This window comes from Sphingobium abikonense NBRC 16140 (genome assembly GCF_001598335.1).
GTDB lineage: Bacteria > Pseudomonadota > Alphaproteobacteria > Sphingomonadales > Sphingomonadaceae > Sphingobium > Sphingobium abikonense.
In genome coordinates this window covers 136,347-154,388 of the sequence record NZ_BCYT01000007.1, presented here as the reverse complement: position 1 = coordinate 154,388, position 18,042 = coordinate 136,347, and the positions used below count along the sequence as shown (strand labels likewise).

Here is an 18,042-nt window from a genome sequence, read left to right as displayed (position 1 = left end):
GTCTCCACAAAAAAGGGCGGCCCGAAATGGACCGCCCGATCAAACCTTCTCCCTACAGGGAGAAGTATACGAAGCCTTGCCAGCCCGATGGCCAGGCGAAGTCGGATGAGGGGGACGACTGCGCTCTCCTCGCGCCCCATTGCACATCGCAACGCCGCCCGCCATGCTACCGAACAAAAGAGGAATCCCCTTGACCTATCCGTCTGGCACCAAAGCCGAACTCGCTCTTTTGCGTCGCACCATATATGGAATAGCAGACTTCAATGGGCGCTCACGCCGCACGGAGGTTCTGCTTTATCATTTCGCCATCGCGCTTGTCGGCGTGATGCTGGGTTTCACGGCTGGCGTGGCCCTGCAGGGAACACGGGCGTCTTTCCTGATGGCGGTGCTTCAAATCGCCGTCATCCTGCCGATGTTTGCATTGTTCGCACGGCGCCTGCATGACCAGAACCGGTCGGCCTGGTGGGTGCTCATCATGCCAGCGGGCTTTGGATGGAATATGATGCGTCACGACCTGCTCGCTACGGTCTTCCCGCCGCGCTGGGCCGACATCATATATGTTTGCCTCGTGATCGCGATGCTCCTGTTGCTCTACTGGCCCGGCACGCACGGCCCGAACCGCTTCGGCCCCGACCCGCGCTGAAGATGATGCCTCTCGCCCTTGCCACCGACGGCGCGCAGCTTATCCCCGCCGCTCTCGATCCTACCGCGCTGGCCACCATAGAATCCCTGCTCGCAGATTTGCCGCCCGGCCAGCCCGGTCTGCGTCTCGCCAGCCTGCCCGCCCTCGCCAGCATGCTCCGCGCCACCGGCGCGATCGGCCGCCACGCCGCCGCGCACCAAGGCACGACCACAAAAGCCGTCCGCGCCATCCTGTTCGACAAAAGCCCTGCGACCAACTGGGCGCTCGGCTGGCATCAAGACCGGACCATCGCCGTGCGCACCCGCATCGACACGCCGGGCTTCGGCCCCTGGACTCTCAAGTCCGGTATTCAGCACGTCGCGCCGCCGCAATCCCTGCTTGATCGGATGCTCACCCTGCGCATCCATCTCGACCCCGTCGACGCAGATAATGCTCCGCTGCTGATCGCCCCCGGCTCGCATCGCCTCGGCCGCATCTCTGAAAGCGCCGTTGCCGCCCTCGTCGCACGTTGCGGCACCCATGCCTGCTTGGCTGACCGCGGGGACATCTGGCTCTACGCCACGCCGATCCTCCACGCGTCCGACGCGGCATCCAACCCCCGCCACCGCCACGTGCTGCAAATAGACTACAGCGCCGACGATCTGCCGGGCGAATTGAATTGGCTGGGGATCATCTGAAAACCTTCTCCCTGTGGGGTAGAAGGATACGAAACCCTGCCAGCCTGCTGGCCAGGCGAAGTTGGATGAGGAGGAAAAGCGCTACCCCTCCACCGCCACCACCCGCGCCATTGGCTGCATCGGGTGCGTCACCACGCTCACCTCCACCAGCTCCAGCGCCAGCAATTCGCGCGGCCTTGCCCCCCGCGCCGTCTTCACCCGATATCCGAAACTCAGCCCGTCGACCGCGCCCTGCGCGATCGCCGCCGCCGCCTCGCGCCCGGCCGCGCTTGCGCGCGAAACGCGCCCGATCACGCGCAGCCCGCGCGCATCCTCCCGCGCGCTTTCCACCACGCCGATGACGCTCGCCGGCCCATGCTGCCACAGCAGGGGCACGCCCGCCGCCGCCACGTCGCCAAACGCCCCGGCCCGCACGACATCGCCACCCCGGTCCACCCGGTCGAAGATCGCCGCATAGCCGGCAAAGCGCAGGTCGCCCGCGCTCATCCGCGCACCAGCCCGACCAGCCCGACCTTCACCGCCACGCCCAGCAGCACCATCGCCATGCCGATCCGCACGATCCAGCCGATCACCGCCCCGCGCGCCGCCTTCTTCGCGTCGCGCCAAGCGGACAGCAATTCGCGCAGTTCGCGGACATCCGTCTCCGCGCCCCGGTCGCTCAGACCCAGCCGCTCCAGCGCCCGCCCCGCGCCCAGGTCGCTCGCCTCCTCGATCAGCGCGCGGATCGTTACCATGTCGGCCACCTGCCCCTGCGCCTGCGCGACCAGCCGCGCCAGCATCTCCTCCTTCATCGCCCCGCTCCTTTTCATGTCGACACCGCGCGCCTATCTGCACGCCATGAAGCGCCCCACCCGCAAAATCCTGATCGTCCTCGTCATCGCCGCGCTCGGCCTTGTCGGCTGGCATTTCGGCCTCGACCGCGCGGGCGACTGCCTGCTCCAGGGTGGCCGCTGGAACTGGGACGGCGGCTTCTGCCGCCTCGACAGCCTCGCCCAGCATCCCTTCGGCTGACCACTCCCTCCGTTCGCTTCGAGCGCAGTCGAGAAGCCGCCCGTCACCCGATACCCAGCATCGCCTTCTTCTCGTCGGCTGACAGGAAATCTGCGCTCGCCACCCGCTCCCACAGCGCGGCGCGCTCGTCCGAAAGCGCCGGCACCGCGTCCAGGTCCGGCTCGATCTCCAGCCCCGGCCACCAGCCATCCAGCCCCTGGGCCAGCGCCGCGCCGATCTTCGTCACCAGCGGCAAGATGGCCTGCCGCCACAGCGCCTTGTTCGCCTCGCGATAATTGGCGTAGCTATTGTCGCCGGGCAGGCCCATCAGCATCGGCGGCACGCCAAAGGCCAAGGCGATCTCCCGCGCGGCGGCCGCCTTCAACCCCACGAAATCCATCTCGGCGGGCGTCAGGCTCATCGCTTTCCAGTTAAGCCCCCCTTCCAGCAGCATCGGCCGCCCCGCATTGGCCGCGCCGGCAAAGGCCGCCTCCATCTCGCGCTTCACCCGCTCAAACTGTTCGGGGCTCAGCACCGACCCGTCACCCGGCTCATAGACCATCGCGCCCGACGGCCGCGCCGCATTGTCGAGCAGCGCCTTGTTCCACACGCTCGCCGCATTGTGGATCGCCACCGCGCCCGCCGCCGCGCCGACGCAGCCCAGCCCATAATGATCGTCCAGCGGATGCAGCGCTTTCATATGCAGCACGCTGGTCCGCCCGGCCGCGTCTTCGGGGTGCAGCCGCGTCACGCTCTCACCCACACGATAGAGATAGGCCGCCGGCCACCCCCGCGCGTCCGCCTCCACGCTCACCCGCTCGGGCCGCAGCGCGAACAGTTCGGCCGGCATCCCGTCCGCCCCCGCCATCACTTGCACATAGCCATTGCCGTGCAGCAGCAGGTGGCAGGCCAGCGCCTCGATCAGGCCCTGCCCCGCCGACGCTCGGCCGACCAGCGCGCGCACGCGGCCCGCCGCCGCCTCATCCACCCCGCGCAGCTTGATCGCGCAGGCGCCTGCCCCCTCCGACACCAGCCGCATCGCCCGCTGCGCCACCGGATTGCCCATCACGCCCGCGCGCAACTGCGCCTCGTAACTGGCCGGCCATTCGCCAAGCGCCACCGCGCCCGTGCCCCAGGCACGCGCCAACACCGGCCGCGCATCCGCCTGCGCGGCCTTCGTACCGAACCATTTCATGAATTGCTCCCCACAAAGCAAAACCCTCTCCCCACACGGGGAGAGGGCTAATGAAGGTTAGCGGCCCCGCCGCTTAACGTAATTGGGAGAGGGGGCCTGCGCACCCGCCCCCGCTAGTCACGGATTGCGCGCCAACACCCGGTCACATTCCGAATTGGTGCCTTCGCTCTTGCCGATCACCCGGCCAGCCACCGCACCCGCCGCGCCGGCCAGCAGGCTTTCGCCCAGGCTGCCGCCCGCCAGAGCGCCGACACCGGCACCACCGGCCGCGCCGATCACCGTGCCCTTGTCGCGCCCTTCCTTGCCCTTGAGCAGGCAATAGCGCACATCATCCCGATCCCGCGGAGCCGCCCGCGCGACCCGCGCCCGGTCCTTGCTATTCAGGCTCGCCGCCATCACCGGGCTCGCCACCACAGAAACGCCAACGATCGCCGCCAGCACCTTAACCGTCTTCATGATCCATACTCCTGATTACCTCAGGAAAACGGCAACCGCGGGCGGGAGGTTCCCGAAAGATGGGATCCGTCACAGGGCGCGAACCGAAACGCCCTTGGCACGCAGGCGCCGGCCATGCTTAGCTATGCCAGTGAAAAGCCGCGTCATCCCCCGCATCTCCGTTACTGTACTCGCAACGCTGATGCTCCTCACCGCGTGCGCCCGCCCCATCTCCGATCCCGCAAGACTGGAAGCGATCACGCAAGAGGCTCTCTCCCTTGCGCGACGCCAACCTGCCGCTGGCCAAGCCACCATAGACATCCCCAGGAAGCACTGGCCGCCTACCATCGCTGCCCTTGGCCCGCAAAATGTGCGAGTGGACGACCGGCGCGTCCATATCCTCATCCAGCAGGGCTTCGATGGTGGCTATGGCTACGAAATCCCGCGCGACGGGCACAGCCTTGCCATGCCAGCCCAATGCTATTCCCAGCCCGGCAAAAGCATTTTCTGGCATAGCCCTTGCTGACAGCCACTCACCCGTCACCCCGGCCTTGAGCCGGGGTCCCGCTGCCTTCGGACTGTCGTTTCGGGAAGCTCCCGCCATAACGGATCACCGTCGCCTCGCTCCTTACCTCCCGAAATTCCATTCGTCTTTCTGCGCATTCTTGTGATATTTCCGGCCAATGAAGCTGCAAATCCTCTTCATTGGTCTTCCCATGGTCTTATGTGCGGCGGCTGATCGACCTTCCGAGAGGCAAGCGCTTACAGACGAAATTGAACGCGCAATCACGCTGCCTGATGGTGCCCGACCGCTAATGGCCTACGGTCGGAACTATGCATTCGATGGACAGGGTAAGGTGGTTGCGACCTATTTGATCCCGTTCTCGAACCCATCCTTGGACGAGGGATGCGAAGTGATGCTGGACAATTTTGAATCGCGCCCATGCACGCAGAGTGAAATCAGGGAGTTGGCAGATAGCGAAGCCAGCATGGTAGAGAGTCAGACGCCCGCGGGAGAGGTACGTTGGCATGACAGCCCAAAAGGCCTCCCCTTTATAAACGACGGTGGCTGCACCCAGATTAATGTCGAATATGATATTGCTGCGCATCGGGTATTGACTGTCGAATGTAATGGCGAGGCATAAGGACATCGGGGTTTAACTAGCCCTCACATCCCCCGAACCCGCGCCTCCCCCATCTTCCCCAGCATCAGCTCACTCATCGCCCACACCAATGCGTCGGCGCGATCGGGCGACCGTCCCGGCCCGACATAGCCGCCCCCCGCCAGCAATCCGCACATTTCGTCCTCCAGTTCCGGGAAGGCCGCGCGATGCGCCACCCGGCCCGCTTCATAGAGCGCCGCCACCGGCTCCGCCCGCGCCACCTTCCCCCGGCTTGCATGGACCAGTTTCACTGGCAGCGTCTCTTCCGCCGCGCGCAGCACGCTTTCCACCATCGCGCCGCCATTATTCGCCTCGGCCACCACCCGGTCCGCGCCATGCACCATCGCCGCCGCCGCCACCGCCCGCGCCCAGCCTTAGGGCCGCACCCCCGCCACGCTTGCGTCGGCGATCACATAGGCGCGCCCGTCGCCGCCCACACCCGCGACCACAATACCGCACGCGTCGCCGCCCACGCTCGCGGGCGGATCGACCGCCACCACCACGCGGGTCAGCGCGCCCGGCACATGCACGACGCGGCATTGCTCGATCAGCGCCCGCGTCCACAGCGCGCCCTCCACCTCCTCGATCAGCTCGCCATCCAGTTCCTGCCGCCCCAGCCGCGTGCCGCCATAGCCCGCCGTCATCGCCGCGACGAAGCCGGGCGCCAGATTGGCTTCATTGTCCGCCGTCCGTCCCCGCGTCACCACCACGTCATCGCCGTCCCGCGCCATAAGGCTGCGCACCAGCGGCACCGGCCTCGGCGTCGTCGTCGCCAGCACGCGCGGGTCGCGCCCCAGCCGCAAGCCCATCATCAGATTATGCCAGGCCGCCTCGCCGCCTGCCCATTTGGCGATCTCGTCGGCCCAGCCATGGCTGAATTGCGGCCCGCGCAACCCTTCGGGGTCGGCCGCGCCGAACAGCATCGCCACCGCGCCATTGGGCCAGGTCAGCCGCCGCAGCGCCGGGGCATAGGCCGGCCGCGCCCAGTGCGGCGCGATGCTGAGCAGCCCGCTCTCCCCCTCCACCATCACCGCCCGCGCCTCGCCCAGGCTCGCCCCGACCAGCGCGATCCGTGCCGTGGCGTCGGCCTCCGCAATGCCGCGCACCCATTCCGCCCCGGCCCGCGTCTTGCCAAAGCCGCGCCCCGCCATCATCAGCCAAATGCGCCAGTCGCCCGCCGGCGCGCGCTGCCCCGGCCGCGCCACAAAGTCCCAGTCCGCCGCGATCCGCTCCGCCGCGCCCTGCGTCAGCAGTTTCAGCATCGCCCCCTGCTGCGCCGCATCGGCGCGCGCCAGCCACTCCCGGTCCGAAAGCTGCATCGCGCTCCTCCCCTGTTTCGCAGGCCACCGCGCTGCAACAAAATCTTACAGAAATGTGCGGGAACGCACCGTCATCATCGCCATTCTGCCTAGCGCATACGCAGCAGAAAGGACCTTCATGCATCCCCCTTCCCATGATCCTTCCGGCCGGCAGCGCACCCTGCTCGCCATTCTTGGAATCGCCGCCATCGTCGGCGGCGGCATGGTCGCCGCCAGCGCGATCAGCGACCGCCCGGCCACGGTCAAGCCCGCCACCGGCACCGCGAACGCCATGGCGCTGGCGGGCGCAAAACCCGTCAGGGATTGATCGCGTCCCGGCCGCCCCGCGCGGGGCGGCCATGCCCTGCTCTTATTTCCTCGGCGCCATCCCGCCAAAGGTGACGATGCTTTCCGCCCCGTCGCTGGCCACTGCCGCCACGCCGATGAAATGATCGTCGACGACGACATTTTTCAGCAGCGTTTCGGTCGCGCCTGTCACGACGCGGCTGTCGGTCCAGTCCTGCGCGTCCGCGCGCCGCCAATAGACCTTGTAGGCCGCAGCGCCCGGCACCGCGTCCCAGAACACCCGCGTATCCATCGACAGCGCCCCGTCCAGCGATACGCTAGCGGGCGCGGCCGGCGCATCGGCCAGCTCACGCAGCGCCGCGACATTGAGCGCCGTCACCTTCGCCAGATAGGGAAAGTCCATCGCGTCGACCGTATCGCCATAGACGCGGCCATTTTCGGTCCGCAGATCCTGATGCTGCCGGTCGTAATTCTCTATCCCCACCGAAAAGCGCACCGCGGGAAAGCCCAGTTCCAGGAAAGGCGAATGGTCGCCGCCGCGCCCGAACCGGTCCAGCCGCCGCACCGCGAACACGTCCAGCCCGACCTGCGGATTGGCCTCGGCAATGCCGTCGATCTTCTTGGCCAGCGCGCGCGACGGCCCGTCATCCTCCCCACCGATCGCCCGGCGGGTCCGCGCCGCCTTCTCATCCTCGGCAAAGCGTATGCCTTCGGAGAAAACCCGCACCCGGTCGGCGACGATCTGCCCATTCTGGCCCAGCGTATTGCCGACGATGTCGTTGTTCAGCATCGCGCGCACCTGCCAGCCGCGCGCCTTGGCCGTGGCCGCCAGCAGCTTGCCGCCCCACAGCCCCTGCTCCTCGCCCGACAGCAGCGCATAGACGATCGTCCCGTCGAATTTTTCGCCCGCCAGCACCCGCGCCGCCTCGATCACCAAGGCCGTGCCTGACGCATTGTCGTTCGCCCCCGGCGCATCGCTGGTGACATTCATCACGTCGCTCACCCGGCTGTCGATATGCCCGGCGACGATCACCACCTGATTGGGGTCCCCCGTCCCCTTCTGGATCGCCAGCACGTCCACCACCTCGACCCCGTCGGGCGCGCGCGGCCCGGTGAAGCGATCCGCGATCGTCTCGACGGTCAGGCACCCGCCACAGCCCTTGGCGATCTTCTCGAACTCCGCCGCGCCCCAGCGCCGCGCCGCGCCGATCCCGCGCCTGGGGCCGGTCGCCGACGACAGCGTATGGCGCGTGCCGAAACTCACCAGCTTCTCCACCGTCGCCTTCAACCGCGCCGGATCGGGCGCGCGCGTCTGCGCGCTGGCGGACGTCGAGAGGGCGGAAGCGGCGGCAAGCAGGATCAAATTTTTCATGGGGGCAGACCTTATCGGCTATTTGACGACTGTAAAGCCGCCCCGGCGCATATCGGGAATACCGTCCCCTGTCGGCGCTTGTGTCACTCCGGCTACAAACCGGACATTCCCCCGCAGCATTGCCGCGCTAGTCATGCCCCTGTCAGCGGCACCACGCAGTCCCCCTCTGCGCCGCTGATCCTCCCTGAACCTCGACCCCCGGCGCCACGCCGGGGGTTCTTTTTTGGTCCAGGCGAGCCGCCCGTCATTCCCGCAAAAGCCGGAATCCCCCCTCCATCTGATCTACAAAAGCGGTTGCGGACGTCATGCTCCGACCAAAAGCGACGGCAAAAATCCTCCCCTGCAAGGGGAGGGGGACCACGAAGTGGTGGAGGGGTATCACCCTACCAAAAGCACGACACCCCTCCGTCTGGCCAACAGCCAGCCACCTCCCCTTACAGGGGATGCTCGTGTGGAAGCGACCATGTTAGGTCAGCCAAGGTGATTCCTGCATATACCTAGAACAGAGATTCCCCCCGCCCTTGCGAAACCTCATGGGTTTTCATGAAGTGCCCTGTCTAGCTCGCGAGCAAGCAATGTAGCATCCGGGTCATTTTTTCTCGCTGCCAACCGCGCCTGTTCCGCTTCCATGGCTTGTCGGCGCTTCACGCCCGGCAACGCCACAATCTTGACGTATATTTTGATTGCCTTCACCCAAAGAGCATCTGACGATGGCACATCCTCCAATGCCCTCGAAAATGGAGGTGCGTTAACGACATATGTATCGCCTTCTTTCTTCAGGAAGGCTACAACGAGCATGCCTTTATCGAAAACCTGCCGATTACATCCGCCTGAAAAGACATCAGGATTTGGCTCTTGCAAATCGCGAGGATTACTTGCGACAGCCTTCCATCGACTTCTTGATATAGCGCAATATTCACAAGATATTTGTTCGGGCAGTCGGTCACCCTTTAGAAGCGCGACTGGCGTTAGCGACGCTTGGCGAAAGCCAAATTCAGAATGAAGTGCCCCCGCTTTGACTTTTGCCAGAACAATTGCGTCCGAGCCTTCCACCAGTTGCAAAGTGGTCGGGACCCGATAGCCCCGGACCACTGAGCATGCCTGTACAGATGAGGGGATCGTTACAGTCGCTCCAAGATATGCAGCTATGATGGTTTGCTTCCACATGAACCGATGATGGCGAGTATTCTATACTTTGGCAACGTCAGCTGTCCTTTGACTGCCACGAATACCGGACGATCTCATTTCCGTCCCACTCCGTCATTCCCGCGAAAGCGGGAACCCATCTCTCGACCGTAGCCCATGCGCTGTGCGGAAAGACGGACCCCCGCCTCCACGGGGATGACGAAAGGAAACACACGGGCCACAAACCATCCCATCCCCGCGCCCCGAAGAACGGCCACAGGCCAACGAGAGCATCCCCCGCCCTTCCACCACCGCCTCACGCCGCGACCGGCCGCGCCGTCACCTTGCGCACCAGCGCCGCCATGGGCGACAGGATCATATGGCGATGCCAGTATAGCGAAATCTGGTCAGGCCGGATGCAGATTTGCCGCCGCGCCGCCATATGCCGCAGCGTCGTCGCCAGTTCGTCCGCGTCCACGCCCTCCAGCGTCAATCGGCGGATCGGCCCCGCGCCAAGCTGTTGTAAAATCCGGCTTTCTAACGTCATGCCCTTCGAATGCCGCAGTTGCACAATCCGTTCCGGTGGAAAAAGGGTTAACGCGCCGACCGTCGCACCCCCGGCCCGCTTCGTCGGCCCCGTCACGACCGCATGGCGCGCCCGCGTCATTCGCCCGCAGCCGCGCGCCGCCGCCTTATTTCCTCCAGCATCGCGCGCACCCGCGCCTTGGCGTCGGCGCTGTCCGGCCCGCTTCGCTTGCGCCCCTTGGCCGCGCGGATCTGCGTCACGCGGGCGCGATGATGCTGCAACAGCCGCAACCCGATGGTCAGGTTGGGCGCGCGCTTGACCTTGCGGCTTTTCACCACGCCATCGCCATCCATGACGATTTCCTCGCTCTCGCTGCCGAACAGCGACGCGCGCATCAGCATCATCTCCAGTTCGCAATAGCCTTCCTCCAGCGCCGCGTCCCAGGCGCGGGCAAAGGCGATCCGGCGCTTGCGCCGCGCATAGGCGCCCTGCCGGCATTTGCCGATTTCCCGCGCGGCCTCGCTGACATTGCAGCATTCCGCCAGCGTCAGCAGGAATATCCGCTCCTCCTCCAGCGTCCAGCTATCCTTGCGCGCCTGTCGCTGCTGCACGCGCGCGCCACCCGCCCGCGCCTGCCGTTGCGGCACCAGCCGCCTTTCCTCCCCCGTTTCCATCGCCGTTCCCGTCATCGCCCGCATTCCCCCGCCCGGTTCGCCAGACACGAAAAAGGCCGGCCCCGCTTTCGGAACCGACCTGCCCTCGCGCCGCCTTGGCGACTCACATTTTCCCAATATCGACCTATCTGTCAGATCAGCGTGACGATGTCAAGCAAAATGTGCCAGATGGGTTAAGTGTCCAGCATGGCGCGAACCGCCGTCGCCTCTTCCTCCATGGCCGCCGCCACGCTCGGCCGCGCCTTAACCGCCGCCAGCCACGCCGCGACCTTGGGCCATCTCCCCGCGTCCAGCCCGTCTGAACAATAGCCCACATTGATGATCGGGCACGCCGCCGCCAGGTCCGCCAGGGTGAAGCGATCCTCCACCAGCCAGCCGCTTTCGGGCAGCATTTTTTCCAGATAATCGTAGATTTTGGGCATCTCCTCGGCCTCCGCCCGGTCCGCCGCCGCCAAGTCCGGCTCGCGCTTCAACCGCTTCGCCACCGCCCGGTTGAAGAAAATCTTCTGCCCCGCCTGCTGCGCGATCGTGTCACCAAATTCCTCGAACCAGACGGTGCGCGCCCGCGCCCTGGCTTCGGTCGGGATCAGATTGGGCTCAGGACGCAACGCATCCATATAGGTTATGATCGCGGTCGAATCGCAGAGCAGAAAGTCGCCATCTTCCAGCGCCGGTATCTTGCCAAAGGGCGATCCTTCCAGATAGCCCGGATCGCCGCGCCCGAAACCGGCCATCCGAACCTCCGTCTCGATCCCCTTTTCCGCCGCAAAAACAAGAACTTTGCGCACGAAGGGCGACACTCTGGCACCATGGATGATCATCGGTCCGACTCCTCTCTTGCCTGGAGCCGGACCATGTCACATCAGTGGCAGAACGCAACCCTGTTCAATGCGGCACGACGCCCATCTCGACGCCGGTCTTGTCGTGCAGCGCGAACCGGTCAATCAGGTCCGCGCTCGCCCGGTTATAGCCGACCACCTCTACTGCCACGCCCTGCGCGCGCAGCTTCGCCACCACCTTGTCCAGCGCGCCGACGCCCGAAATATCCCAGAAATGCGCGGCCGACACGTCGATCAGCACGGCTTCCGCTCCACTCTCGTCCTGGAAAGCGCGGGTGAAGCGGTCGACCGAGGCAAAGAAGATCTGCCCCGTCACCCGATAGGTCGCCCGGCCCGCATCCTCGCTCCGCTCCACGCCGAACATCCGCTGCACCTTGCCGGCAAAGAAGATGCCCGACAGCAGCACGCCCGCCAGCACGCCCAGCGACAGGTCGCGCGTCGCCACCACGACCACCACCGTCACCAGCATCACCACCGACGATGTCGGCGGATGCCGCCGCAAATTGGGGATCGAATTCCAGCTGAACGTGCCGATTGATACCATGATCATCACCGCGACCAGTGCCGGCATCGGCACGCGCCCGACCCACGGCCCCAACACCGCCAGCAGGAACAGCAGGAACGCGCCGGCGACAAAAGTGGACAATCGCCCGCGCCCGCCCGACGTCACATTGATGACCGACTGGCCGATCATCGCGCACCCGCCCATGCCGCCCAGCATCGCCGCCACGATGTTGGCGCCGCCCTGGCCCATGCATTCGCGCTTCTTGTCGCTGTCACTGTCCGTCATGTCATCGACGATGTGCGCGGTCAGCAGCGATTCCAGCAGCCCGACGGCCGCCATCGTCACCGAATAGGGCGCGATGATGCGCAGCGTTTCCCAGCTCAGCGGGACCTGCGGCAGCGCCAGGCTCGGCAATCCTTCGGGCAGCTTGCCCATGTCGCCGACCATGTTGACCGGAAGGCCCATGCCGATGCTGATCGCGGTCAGCACCAGGATCGCCACCAGCGGCGATGGCACCGCCCTGGTGATCCGCGGAAACCCATAGATGATCGCCAGCCCGCCCGCGACCATGGCGTATGTTTCCCAGCCGACATTGGTCAGCTGCGGCAGCTGCGCCAGGAATATCAGGATCGCCAGCGCATTGACGAAGCCGGTGATGACCGATCGCGAGACGAACTGCATCAGCAGGTCCAGCCGCAACAGCCCGGCGATTGCCTGGATGACGCCCATCAGGATCGTCGCGGCGAACAGATATTGGACGCCATGGTCGCGCACCAGCGGCGTCACCAGAACGGCGACGGCGGCGGTCGCGGCGGAAATCATGCCCGGCCGCCCGCCGATCAGCGCGATCGTCATGGCAATCGCGACCGATGCATACAGGCCGACACGCGGATCGACGCCCGCGATGATGGAAAAGCCGATGGCTTCGGGGATCAGCGCCAGCGCGACGACGATGCCGGCCAATATGTCGCGGCGCGCGCCCGCGCCGCTGCTGAACCACTCCTGCCGGTAGCGGATGAGGGAATTTGTCATTGTATCTGAATGTCCACAACAAGGCACATGACGCGGATCGCCCGCGGTCTTTGAAAATCATGTGTGATGTTGTCCGGCGGATCGGCGGCCGGAATAGCCACCCGGAATTGCACCGGGTCCATGCGAATGCGCGCCCCTTAACCCGGCACGCCCGCGCGGGCAAGCCTGCCTTATCGCGCGTAGCGCCCTTCCGCGATCCACTTGGCCGTCAGCGCCTGCGCCGCTTCGACATCCTGGGGAAAATCGACCTCCTGCCACTCCAGCCCCTCGATCGACACGGTGCCGACGCGGTTGCCCTTGGCGATAATGTCGATCGCGCGCAGATACCAGCGTTCGACCCCCTCGGGCGTGCGCATCATCTGGTCGATCTGGTTGCGGAATATCGCCGGCCCTTCCCCGGTGAAGGCCAGCATGCCGATCGATTCCGCATTGGTGTCGGGCGGCAGCAACCGCTTGCCGATCGCGTGCAACCGCCCGTCGGCGTCGCGGCTGACCTTCATGTCATCGTCGTCATAATCGCCCTGCGGCTTCACGTCGACGGTGACGGTGATCGCGTCCTTGGCTCCTGTGACCAGCCTGGCGACAATCTCGTCCGACACGATGGTATCGCCGTTCAGGATGATGAAATCCCGGTCCATCTCCTCCCGCACGATCCAGCAGGTGCCCAGATTATCGGCCACCTGGAAAAAGGGGTTGAATATGGTGCGGATGCGCGCGCCGGTGTCGCGATACAGCTGCAACGCATGATCCTCCACCCGCTCGGTGCGGAACCCCGTCACCACCACGATGTCCGTCACGCCATTGGCGACCAGCGCCGCGACCTGCCAGCTTATGAGGCTGCGGCCGTTGAAATCGATCATGCATTTGGGCACGTCGCGCGTCAGCGGCAACAGGCGCGACCCCTGGCCGGCGGAAAGGATGATGGCTTTGCTGATCGTCATGGCGCGCGGCTTTAGCCCGCAATTGGGCCGAAAAAAAGGCGGCTTCAAACCGGGCGCGTCAGGCCCTAGATAGGCCCCGCCGGACGACCGGCTGGGGACAGGAAGGGCCGGCGACAAAAGTGATGTTCAAGCGCGGATCAGGCGCGGCGGCGGACGCCTTCGCCCGCATCCTGGCCAATACCGGCTGGCTGCTGGGGGGCAAGGGCGTGGGCGCGGTGCTGAGCCTCGCCTATCTCGCCATCGTCACCCGCACGCTGGGCGTCGCCGATTTCGGCCGTTTCGCCCTGGTCCTGAGCGCCGCCAATGTCATCAAGACGCTGGTCAGCTTCGACAGCTGGCAGATCGTCGTGCGCTATGGCCAGCCGCATCTCGCCGCTGGCAATGGCGACGCGCTCAACCGCGTGCTGCGCTTCTGCATCCTCATCGATCTGGCGTCCGCCGCGGCGGGCGCGGCCATTGCGGCGGGCGTCATCCTCTTTGCCGGGCCGCTGCTGGGGCTGGAACCGGACATGGGGCTTCAGGTCTGGCTGTTCGCGCTCTTGATGATGATCACCATCCGCTCCAGCCCGACGGGTGTGCTGCGCCTGTTCGACCGCTTCGATTCCGCCGCCTTTGCCGAAACCATGATCCCGGTCGGCCGCATGATCGGCGCGCTGGTCGCCTGGGTGGCCGCGCCCGGCATCACCGCCTTCCTGCTCGCCTGGGCCTTTGCGGAACTGCTTTGCGCCGCCAGTTACTGGTTCCTTGCCCTGCGCGTGGGGGGAACCCAGATCGGCAGCTGGCGCGCCGGCCGGGCGCTCGACGCACGCGGGGAAAATCCCGGCATCGTCGGCTTCCTCACCGCCACCAATCTTCAGACCAGCCTGTCCTCGGTCGGGCAGCAGGTGGCAGTGCTCATCGTCGGCGCCTTTGTCGGCCCGGCGGGCGCGGGTCTTTATCGCCTCGCCAATCAGCTCGCCAATTCGCTGACCAAGATTTCCAGCCTGCTCTCGCGCAGCATCTTCGTCGAACTCTCGCGCACCACGGCGCAGGGAACCGAAGCCCTGGGCGCGCTGTTCCGCCGCACCAACCGGCTGGCGCTGATCGCCGGCGCGGTCATCATCACGATCATCCTCACGATCGGCCGGCCGCTGCTGGGCCTCATCGCGGGCGACGAATTCCTGCCCGCCTATCCGCTGCTGCTGATGCTGGGGGTTGCGGCCTGCATCGACCTTGCCGGGGTCAGCTACCGCCCGCTGCTCATGGCCACCGACCGCGCCGGACTGTCGCTGCGGATCAGCGTCATCGCGACATTGCTGTTGCTCGGCCTCCAATCGGCGCTCCTGCCCCTCTATGGCACGCAGGGCGCGGCGATGGCGAACATCCTCTCCTCGCTCGCCGCCTTCACGATGATGGGCCTCGCCAGCCGCCGCGCCGTCGCCATCAAGGATTAGCGCGCGGCCAATATCGCCTCGATCAGCGTCACATCCTCGGCCTTGTCGGCGTCGATGCACGCCTCGGGCTTCGCCATCGCCACCAGCCGCGCCTCCAGCCCCAGCCGTCGGCCCGCCCGCGCCATGCCGCCGCGCAGGCTCGATATCCGCAGCAAGGCGCCCACCAGCGCCAGCGGCCCGAACGCCGCCAGGATCTTCCACCCCTTCTTGCGGTCCTGCTCCACCTCCTGCCACAACGCGATCGCGCGCCGCGCCCGGTCGCTGCCGATCCAGAAGATATTGGCCCCCGACCATCCGCCATCCCGGAATTTGAGCCATGTCCGCCGCGACTGCGGATAGCGCGCCAGCATCGTCGCCCGTTCGACCATGGCGACGGCGATGTCCGCGCCATTCGCCTCGCCGACAAACTGGTCCAGCATCGCCCGGTCCAGCAGCACATGGTCCGCCGTCGTCAGCAGCGCGGGAAAGGCCAGCGCCCCTGCATCCATCATCGCCAGCAGCGACGATGCGATACCCTGCCCGCCCGTTTCGAACCGCACGCGCGGATGGGTCGCCAGCCAGGCGGTGGCCGGATCGGCGGCATAGGCGTCGGGCCGTTGCGTCAGGATGATGACCTCGCCGATCGCGGGATGATCCAGCAACGCCCGCGCCGGCCGGTTGATCATCGGCTCGCCCGCCACCGGCACCAGCGGCTTCACCGCAACGCCCGCGGCCTTGGCCAGCGGATCGGGAATGGGACGCGCGCCTGCAAGCAGGATGGCGGTAACGGTGCCAGTAACGGTGCCTGTCATCCCCGCCCGTTAGCGCAGCGGCGCACCGGCGGAAAGATCGTTTCGCGCCCGCGAATTATTTGCCGCGTTCGGCCGGCGCCACGTCCTGCGCCGCCCCTTGGGCGAACCGCTGATGCGCACCCACCGCCAGCCCCTTATAGGCCGCCAGTTTCGCCCGGAACGCCGCCAGTTCACGGCCCGCCAATTGCGCCGTCGTCGTGAACTTGACCGACAGCGGGTTGACCGTCGCGCCGTTGCGATACAGTTCATAATGAAGATGCGGCCCGGTCGACAGGCCGGTCGACCCGACATAGCCGATCACCTGCCCCCGCCGCACCCGCTGCCCGGACGCCGCCGCTATCCGGCTCATATGCGCATAGCCCGTCGCCAGGCCGCCGCCATGCTGAATGCGCACATAATTACCATGGCCGCCATGCCGCCCGGCAAAGGACACCACGCCATCGGTCACGGCATAAATGGGCGATCCATATCGCGCTGCGAAATCGATGCCGGCATGCATCCTGGTATAGCCCAATATCGGGTGCCGCCGCTGGCCATAGCCCGACGACATGCGCCCGGCGACCGGCGCGGACAACACGCCGCGCCGCTCGCCCACGCCCGACGCCTCATACCATTCGGTGCGGCCGTTGCTGGTCCATTTCACCATGTCGACATCCTTGCCCCGCGCGCGCTTCAGGCCCGCATAGAGCAATTCGCCCACTTCCACGTCGCCGGTTTCGGCCTGCCGATATTTGGTGACGATATCATAGCGGTCGCCCGCCGCGATGGAGCCGAGGTCGACCTGCTTGGCGATCACGCGCAGGAACGCCTGCACCGCCTTGGGCGGCGCGCCGGCCGCGCGCGCGGATCGATAGATGCTGTCCCCCACCACGCCCTGGATGCGCAACGGCGTATCATCGACGCGGATCGGCACGCGCTGCACCGACAGCACCCCGCCCAGCCGCTCGAACGTCATGTCCAGGTCCAGCCGCGCCCGGAACGCCAGATGGTCCAGCGGCCGGGGCCGGTCGCGGCTCGCGCGGCGACCCAGAATGATGTTGAGCCGCGTGCCCGGCTTCACCCCGCCGGCAATATCCGCGCCCGCCATGCCGACCACGGCGGCGACGTCCGCGCTGCTGACGCCCGCGCGCGACAAGGCGCGCGCCAGCGTGTCGCTGCTGCCGACCTGGGCGCTGAGTTCAATCTGCGGCCGCTCGGGCGTCTCGCGCAGCGGCTGCACCGCGTCGGTCGATCCCATGCGATGCCCGCTGTCGCCGCCCAGCGCCAGCGGCGTGATCATCTGGCTGCGCACCTCGTCATACTGCGCATCGCTCAGCGTCGGGCCGGGCGCGCCGGGCACGGGCTGAAAACCGGGCGAGAGGTAGAGCGCGCTCGCGCAAAGTCCGAAACAGGTGGCGAGGCCTCGAAACCACGTCCGGCTGCCGATCCGCTGGCCCAGGTCGGGGACCAGTTCCACATCGTCGGCCCAGTCGCGCAGCCGCGTGCGCCAGTCGCGCGTCGGGATCGGCACGCCGCGCCGCAGCGATTCCGCCATCCACAGCGACATGGGCGCGCCGCCCTGCTGAAACCCGACCTGGCTATCCTGAAACAAACCCGCGACCCCCAAGGGCATCTGTTCGCCACGACGCCCGCCAACCGCATATGCGCCCGCGCCGCCCTTGTGAAGCAAGTGAAGTTAAAGCCGCATTAAGATGCCATGACCCGGCCCGCAGCCGCGACGAATGGCGGTTTGACGCGCGCCTTTCGCGTCAGCGCGCCGCCCCCAGCATCTGGTCATAGGCCGGCTGGCCATCGATCCTGACGGTCAGCCGCGCGCTGCGAAACTGGTTCAGCCGCAATGTCACGAAGGTCGCGGGCACGTTCGCGGCCAGGTGGATGCGCCCCTTCTGCACCGCATGATTGCCCGCCTGCGCGCCCGACAGCACATCCAGTTCATAGGTGCCCGATACCGCCACCGGCGACAGCCCGCGCACGGTCAGCACGTCAACGCCCTCTGCTGGCGTCAGCACCGCCTCGACTGGGCGACCAGTCGTTTCCTGCGCCTCCATCGGCACTGCTCCCATCGCCGCCAGCATCATCATCAAGCGCCCCGGCATC

The 18,042-nt window shown here is 66.4% G+C and carries 21 protein-coding genes, 1 pseudogene and 1 other annotated feature; of the genes and pseudogenes, 7 read left to right on the top strand and 15 right to left on the bottom strand.

What is annotated here, in order from left to right; all coding sequences use genetic code 11:
• Positions 1 to 190 precede the first annotated feature (190 nt).
• Together SAB01S_RS10600 and SAB01S_RS10595 are read left to right on the top strand one after the other, a co-directional pair.
• On the top strand, positions 191 to 643 hold the full coding sequence (locus tag SAB01S_RS10600) for a DUF805 domain-containing protein (protein WP_062732981.1): 453 nt from the start codon (positions 191 to 193) through the stop codon (positions 641 to 643).
• Positions 644 to 645: 2 nt separating this feature from the next.
• Complete coding sequence (locus SAB01S_RS10595; protein ID WP_157078326.1) at positions 646 to 1,320, top strand: phytanoyl-CoA dioxygenase family protein; 675 nt, start codon at positions 646 to 648, stop codon at positions 1,318 to 1,320.
• 81 nt (positions 1,321 to 1,401) lie between these two features.
• Here SAB01S_RS10595 and SAB01S_RS10590 read toward each other — a convergent pair whose 3' ends face one another.
• Both SAB01S_RS10590 and SAB01S_RS10585 read right to left on the bottom strand, forming a co-directional pair.
• Positions 1,402 to 1,806 (bottom strand): HK97 family phage prohead protease, encoded by a 405-nt coding sequence (locus SAB01S_RS10590; RefSeq protein WP_062732980.1) that lies wholly within the window; start codon positions 1,804 to 1,806, stop codon positions 1,402 to 1,404.
• The gene (locus SAB01S_RS10585) at positions 1,803 to 2,111 is read right to left on the bottom strand and encodes a DUF6127 family protein (RefSeq protein WP_157078325.1); all 309 of its coding nucleotides are present in this window, start codon (positions 2,109 to 2,111) and stop codon (positions 1,803 to 1,805) included. Before SAB01S_RS10585 ends, SAB01S_RS10590 begins: the two co-directional genes overlap by 4 nt.
• Before the next feature lie 16 nt (positions 2,112 to 2,127).
• Between SAB01S_RS10585 and SAB01S_RS10580 the strand changes: the two genes are divergently transcribed.
• On the top strand, positions 2,128 to 2,331 hold the full coding sequence (locus SAB01S_RS10580; RefSeq protein WP_062732978.1) for a hypothetical protein: 204 nt from the start codon (positions 2,128 to 2,130) through the stop codon (positions 2,329 to 2,331).
• 43 nt (positions 2,332 to 2,374) lie between these two features.
• Here SAB01S_RS10580 and SAB01S_RS10575 read toward each other — a convergent pair whose 3' ends face one another.
• Together SAB01S_RS10575 and SAB01S_RS10570 are read right to left on the bottom strand one after the other, a co-directional pair.
• Entirely contained in the window at positions 2,375 to 3,505 is a 1,131-nt protein-coding gene (locus SAB01S_RS10575) for a phage portal protein (protein WP_062732977.1), read from the bottom strand.
• Between the two features lie 117 nt (positions 3,506 to 3,622).
• Positions 3,623 to 3,961, bottom strand: a complete 339-nt coding sequence (locus SAB01S_RS10570) for a hypothetical protein (protein ID WP_062732976.1) — start codon at positions 3,959 to 3,961, stop codon at positions 3,623 to 3,625.
• Between the two features lie 124 nt (positions 3,962 to 4,085).
• On the opposite strand from SAB01S_RS10570, the gene SAB01S_RS18465 reads away from it, so the two are divergent.
• Together SAB01S_RS18465 and SAB01S_RS10560 are read left to right on the top strand one after the other, a co-directional pair.
• Positions 4,086 to 4,466, top strand: coding sequence for a hypothetical protein (locus tag SAB01S_RS18465; protein WP_218016151.1), 381 nt, complete (start codon positions 4,086 to 4,088; stop codon positions 4,464 to 4,466).
• A 157-nt stretch (positions 4,467 to 4,623) separates the two neighbouring features.
• Positions 4,624 to 5,085: a hypothetical protein gene (locus SAB01S_RS10560; protein ID WP_062732974.1), complete on the top strand. Its 462-nt coding sequence runs from the start codon at positions 4,624 to 4,626 to the stop codon at positions 5,083 to 5,085.
• Between the two features lie 23 nt (positions 5,086 to 5,108).
• Here the strand turns inward: SAB01S_RS10560 and SAB01S_RS10555 are convergent.
• A pseudogene (locus SAB01S_RS10555) lies at positions 5,109 to 6,422 on the bottom strand (DNA-packaging protein).
• Between the two features lie 118 nt (positions 6,423 to 6,540).
• On the opposite strand from SAB01S_RS10555, the gene SAB01S_RS10550 reads away from it, so the two are divergent.
• Positions 6,541 to 6,729: a hypothetical protein gene (locus tag SAB01S_RS10550; protein ID WP_062732973.1), complete on the top strand. Its 189-nt coding sequence runs from the start codon at positions 6,541 to 6,543 to the stop codon at positions 6,727 to 6,729.
• A 42-nt stretch (positions 6,730 to 6,771) separates the two neighbouring features.
• On the opposite strand, the gene SAB01S_RS10545 is transcribed toward SAB01S_RS10550, so the two are convergent.
• The 7 genes from SAB01S_RS10545 to SAB01S_RS10520 form a co-directional block, all read right to left on the bottom strand.
• Positions 6,772 to 8,079, bottom strand: a complete 1,308-nt coding sequence (locus tag SAB01S_RS10545) for a M28 family peptidase (RefSeq protein WP_062732972.1) — start codon at positions 8,077 to 8,079, stop codon at positions 6,772 to 6,774.
• A 531-nt stretch (positions 8,080 to 8,610) separates the two neighbouring features.
• Positions 8,611 to 9,246, bottom strand: coding sequence for a hypothetical protein (locus tag SAB01S_RS18460; RefSeq protein ID WP_157078323.1), 636 nt, complete (start codon positions 9,244 to 9,246; stop codon positions 8,611 to 8,613).
• Positions 9,247 to 9,520: 274 nt separating this feature from the next.
• Entirely contained in the window at positions 9,521 to 9,751 is a 231-nt protein-coding gene (locus SAB01S_RS10540) for a hypothetical protein (protein ID WP_157078322.1), read from the bottom strand.
• Between the two features lie 116 nt (positions 9,752 to 9,867).
• Positions 9,868 to 10,419, bottom strand: a complete 552-nt coding sequence (locus SAB01S_RS18845; protein WP_245646457.1) for a hypothetical protein — start codon at positions 10,417 to 10,419, stop codon at positions 9,868 to 9,870.
• Positions 10,420 to 10,577: 158 nt separating this feature from the next.
• The gene (locus SAB01S_RS10530; protein ID WP_062732969.1) at positions 10,578 to 11,225 is read right to left on the bottom strand and encodes a glutathione S-transferase family protein; all 648 of its coding nucleotides are present in this window, start codon (positions 11,223 to 11,225) and stop codon (positions 10,578 to 10,580) included.
• A gap of 64 nt (positions 11,226 to 11,289) precedes the next feature.
• The gene (locus tag SAB01S_RS10525) at positions 11,290 to 12,780 is read right to left on the bottom strand and encodes a SulP family inorganic anion transporter (RefSeq protein WP_062732968.1); all 1,491 of its coding nucleotides are present in this window, start codon (positions 12,778 to 12,780) and stop codon (positions 11,290 to 11,292) included.
• Between the two features lie 67 nt (positions 12,781 to 12,847).
• Positions 12,848 to 12,903: a sequence feature (sul1 is cis-regulatory element that is thought to sense ions involved in sulfur or methionine metabolism; They are found in Alphaproteobacteria), on the bottom strand.
• Positions 12,904 to 12,950: 47 nt separating this feature from the next.
• Positions 12,951 to 13,721 carry a phosphocholine cytidylyltransferase family protein gene (locus tag SAB01S_RS10520; RefSeq protein ID WP_062732967.1) on the bottom strand — a complete coding sequence of 257 codons (771 nt, stop codon included), beginning with the start codon at positions 13,719 to 13,721 and terminating at the stop codon, positions 12,951 to 12,953.
• A 122-nt stretch (positions 13,722 to 13,843) separates the two neighbouring features.
• Here SAB01S_RS10520 and SAB01S_RS10515 point away from each other — a divergent pair, with 122 nt between their 5' ends.
• Positions 13,844 to 15,154 carry a lipopolysaccharide biosynthesis protein gene (locus tag SAB01S_RS10515; RefSeq protein ID WP_062732966.1) on the top strand — a complete coding sequence of 437 codons (1,311 nt, stop codon included), beginning with the start codon at positions 13,844 to 13,846 and terminating at the stop codon, positions 15,152 to 15,154.
• Here the strand turns inward: SAB01S_RS10515 and SAB01S_RS10510 are convergent.
• The 3 genes from SAB01S_RS10510 to SAB01S_RS10500 form a co-directional block, all read right to left on the bottom strand.
• Positions 15,151 to 15,945 (bottom strand): nucleotidyltransferase family protein, encoded by a 795-nt coding sequence (locus SAB01S_RS10510; protein WP_062732965.1) that lies wholly within the window; start codon positions 15,943 to 15,945, stop codon positions 15,151 to 15,153. The two genes, SAB01S_RS10515 and SAB01S_RS10510, sit on opposite strands and share 4 nt — an antisense overlap.
• A gap of 55 nt (positions 15,946 to 16,000) precedes the next feature.
• Positions 16,001 to 17,557 (bottom strand): M23 family metallopeptidase, encoded by a 1,557-nt coding sequence (locus SAB01S_RS10505; protein WP_062733015.1) that lies wholly within the window; start codon positions 17,555 to 17,557, stop codon positions 16,001 to 16,003.
• A gap of 136 nt (positions 17,558 to 17,693) precedes the next feature.
• On the bottom strand, positions 17,694 to 18,041 hold the full coding sequence (locus tag SAB01S_RS10500; protein WP_062732964.1) for a hypothetical protein: 348 nt from the start codon (positions 18,039 to 18,041) through the stop codon (positions 17,694 to 17,696).
• Between the last annotated feature and the right edge of the window lies 1 nt (position 18,042).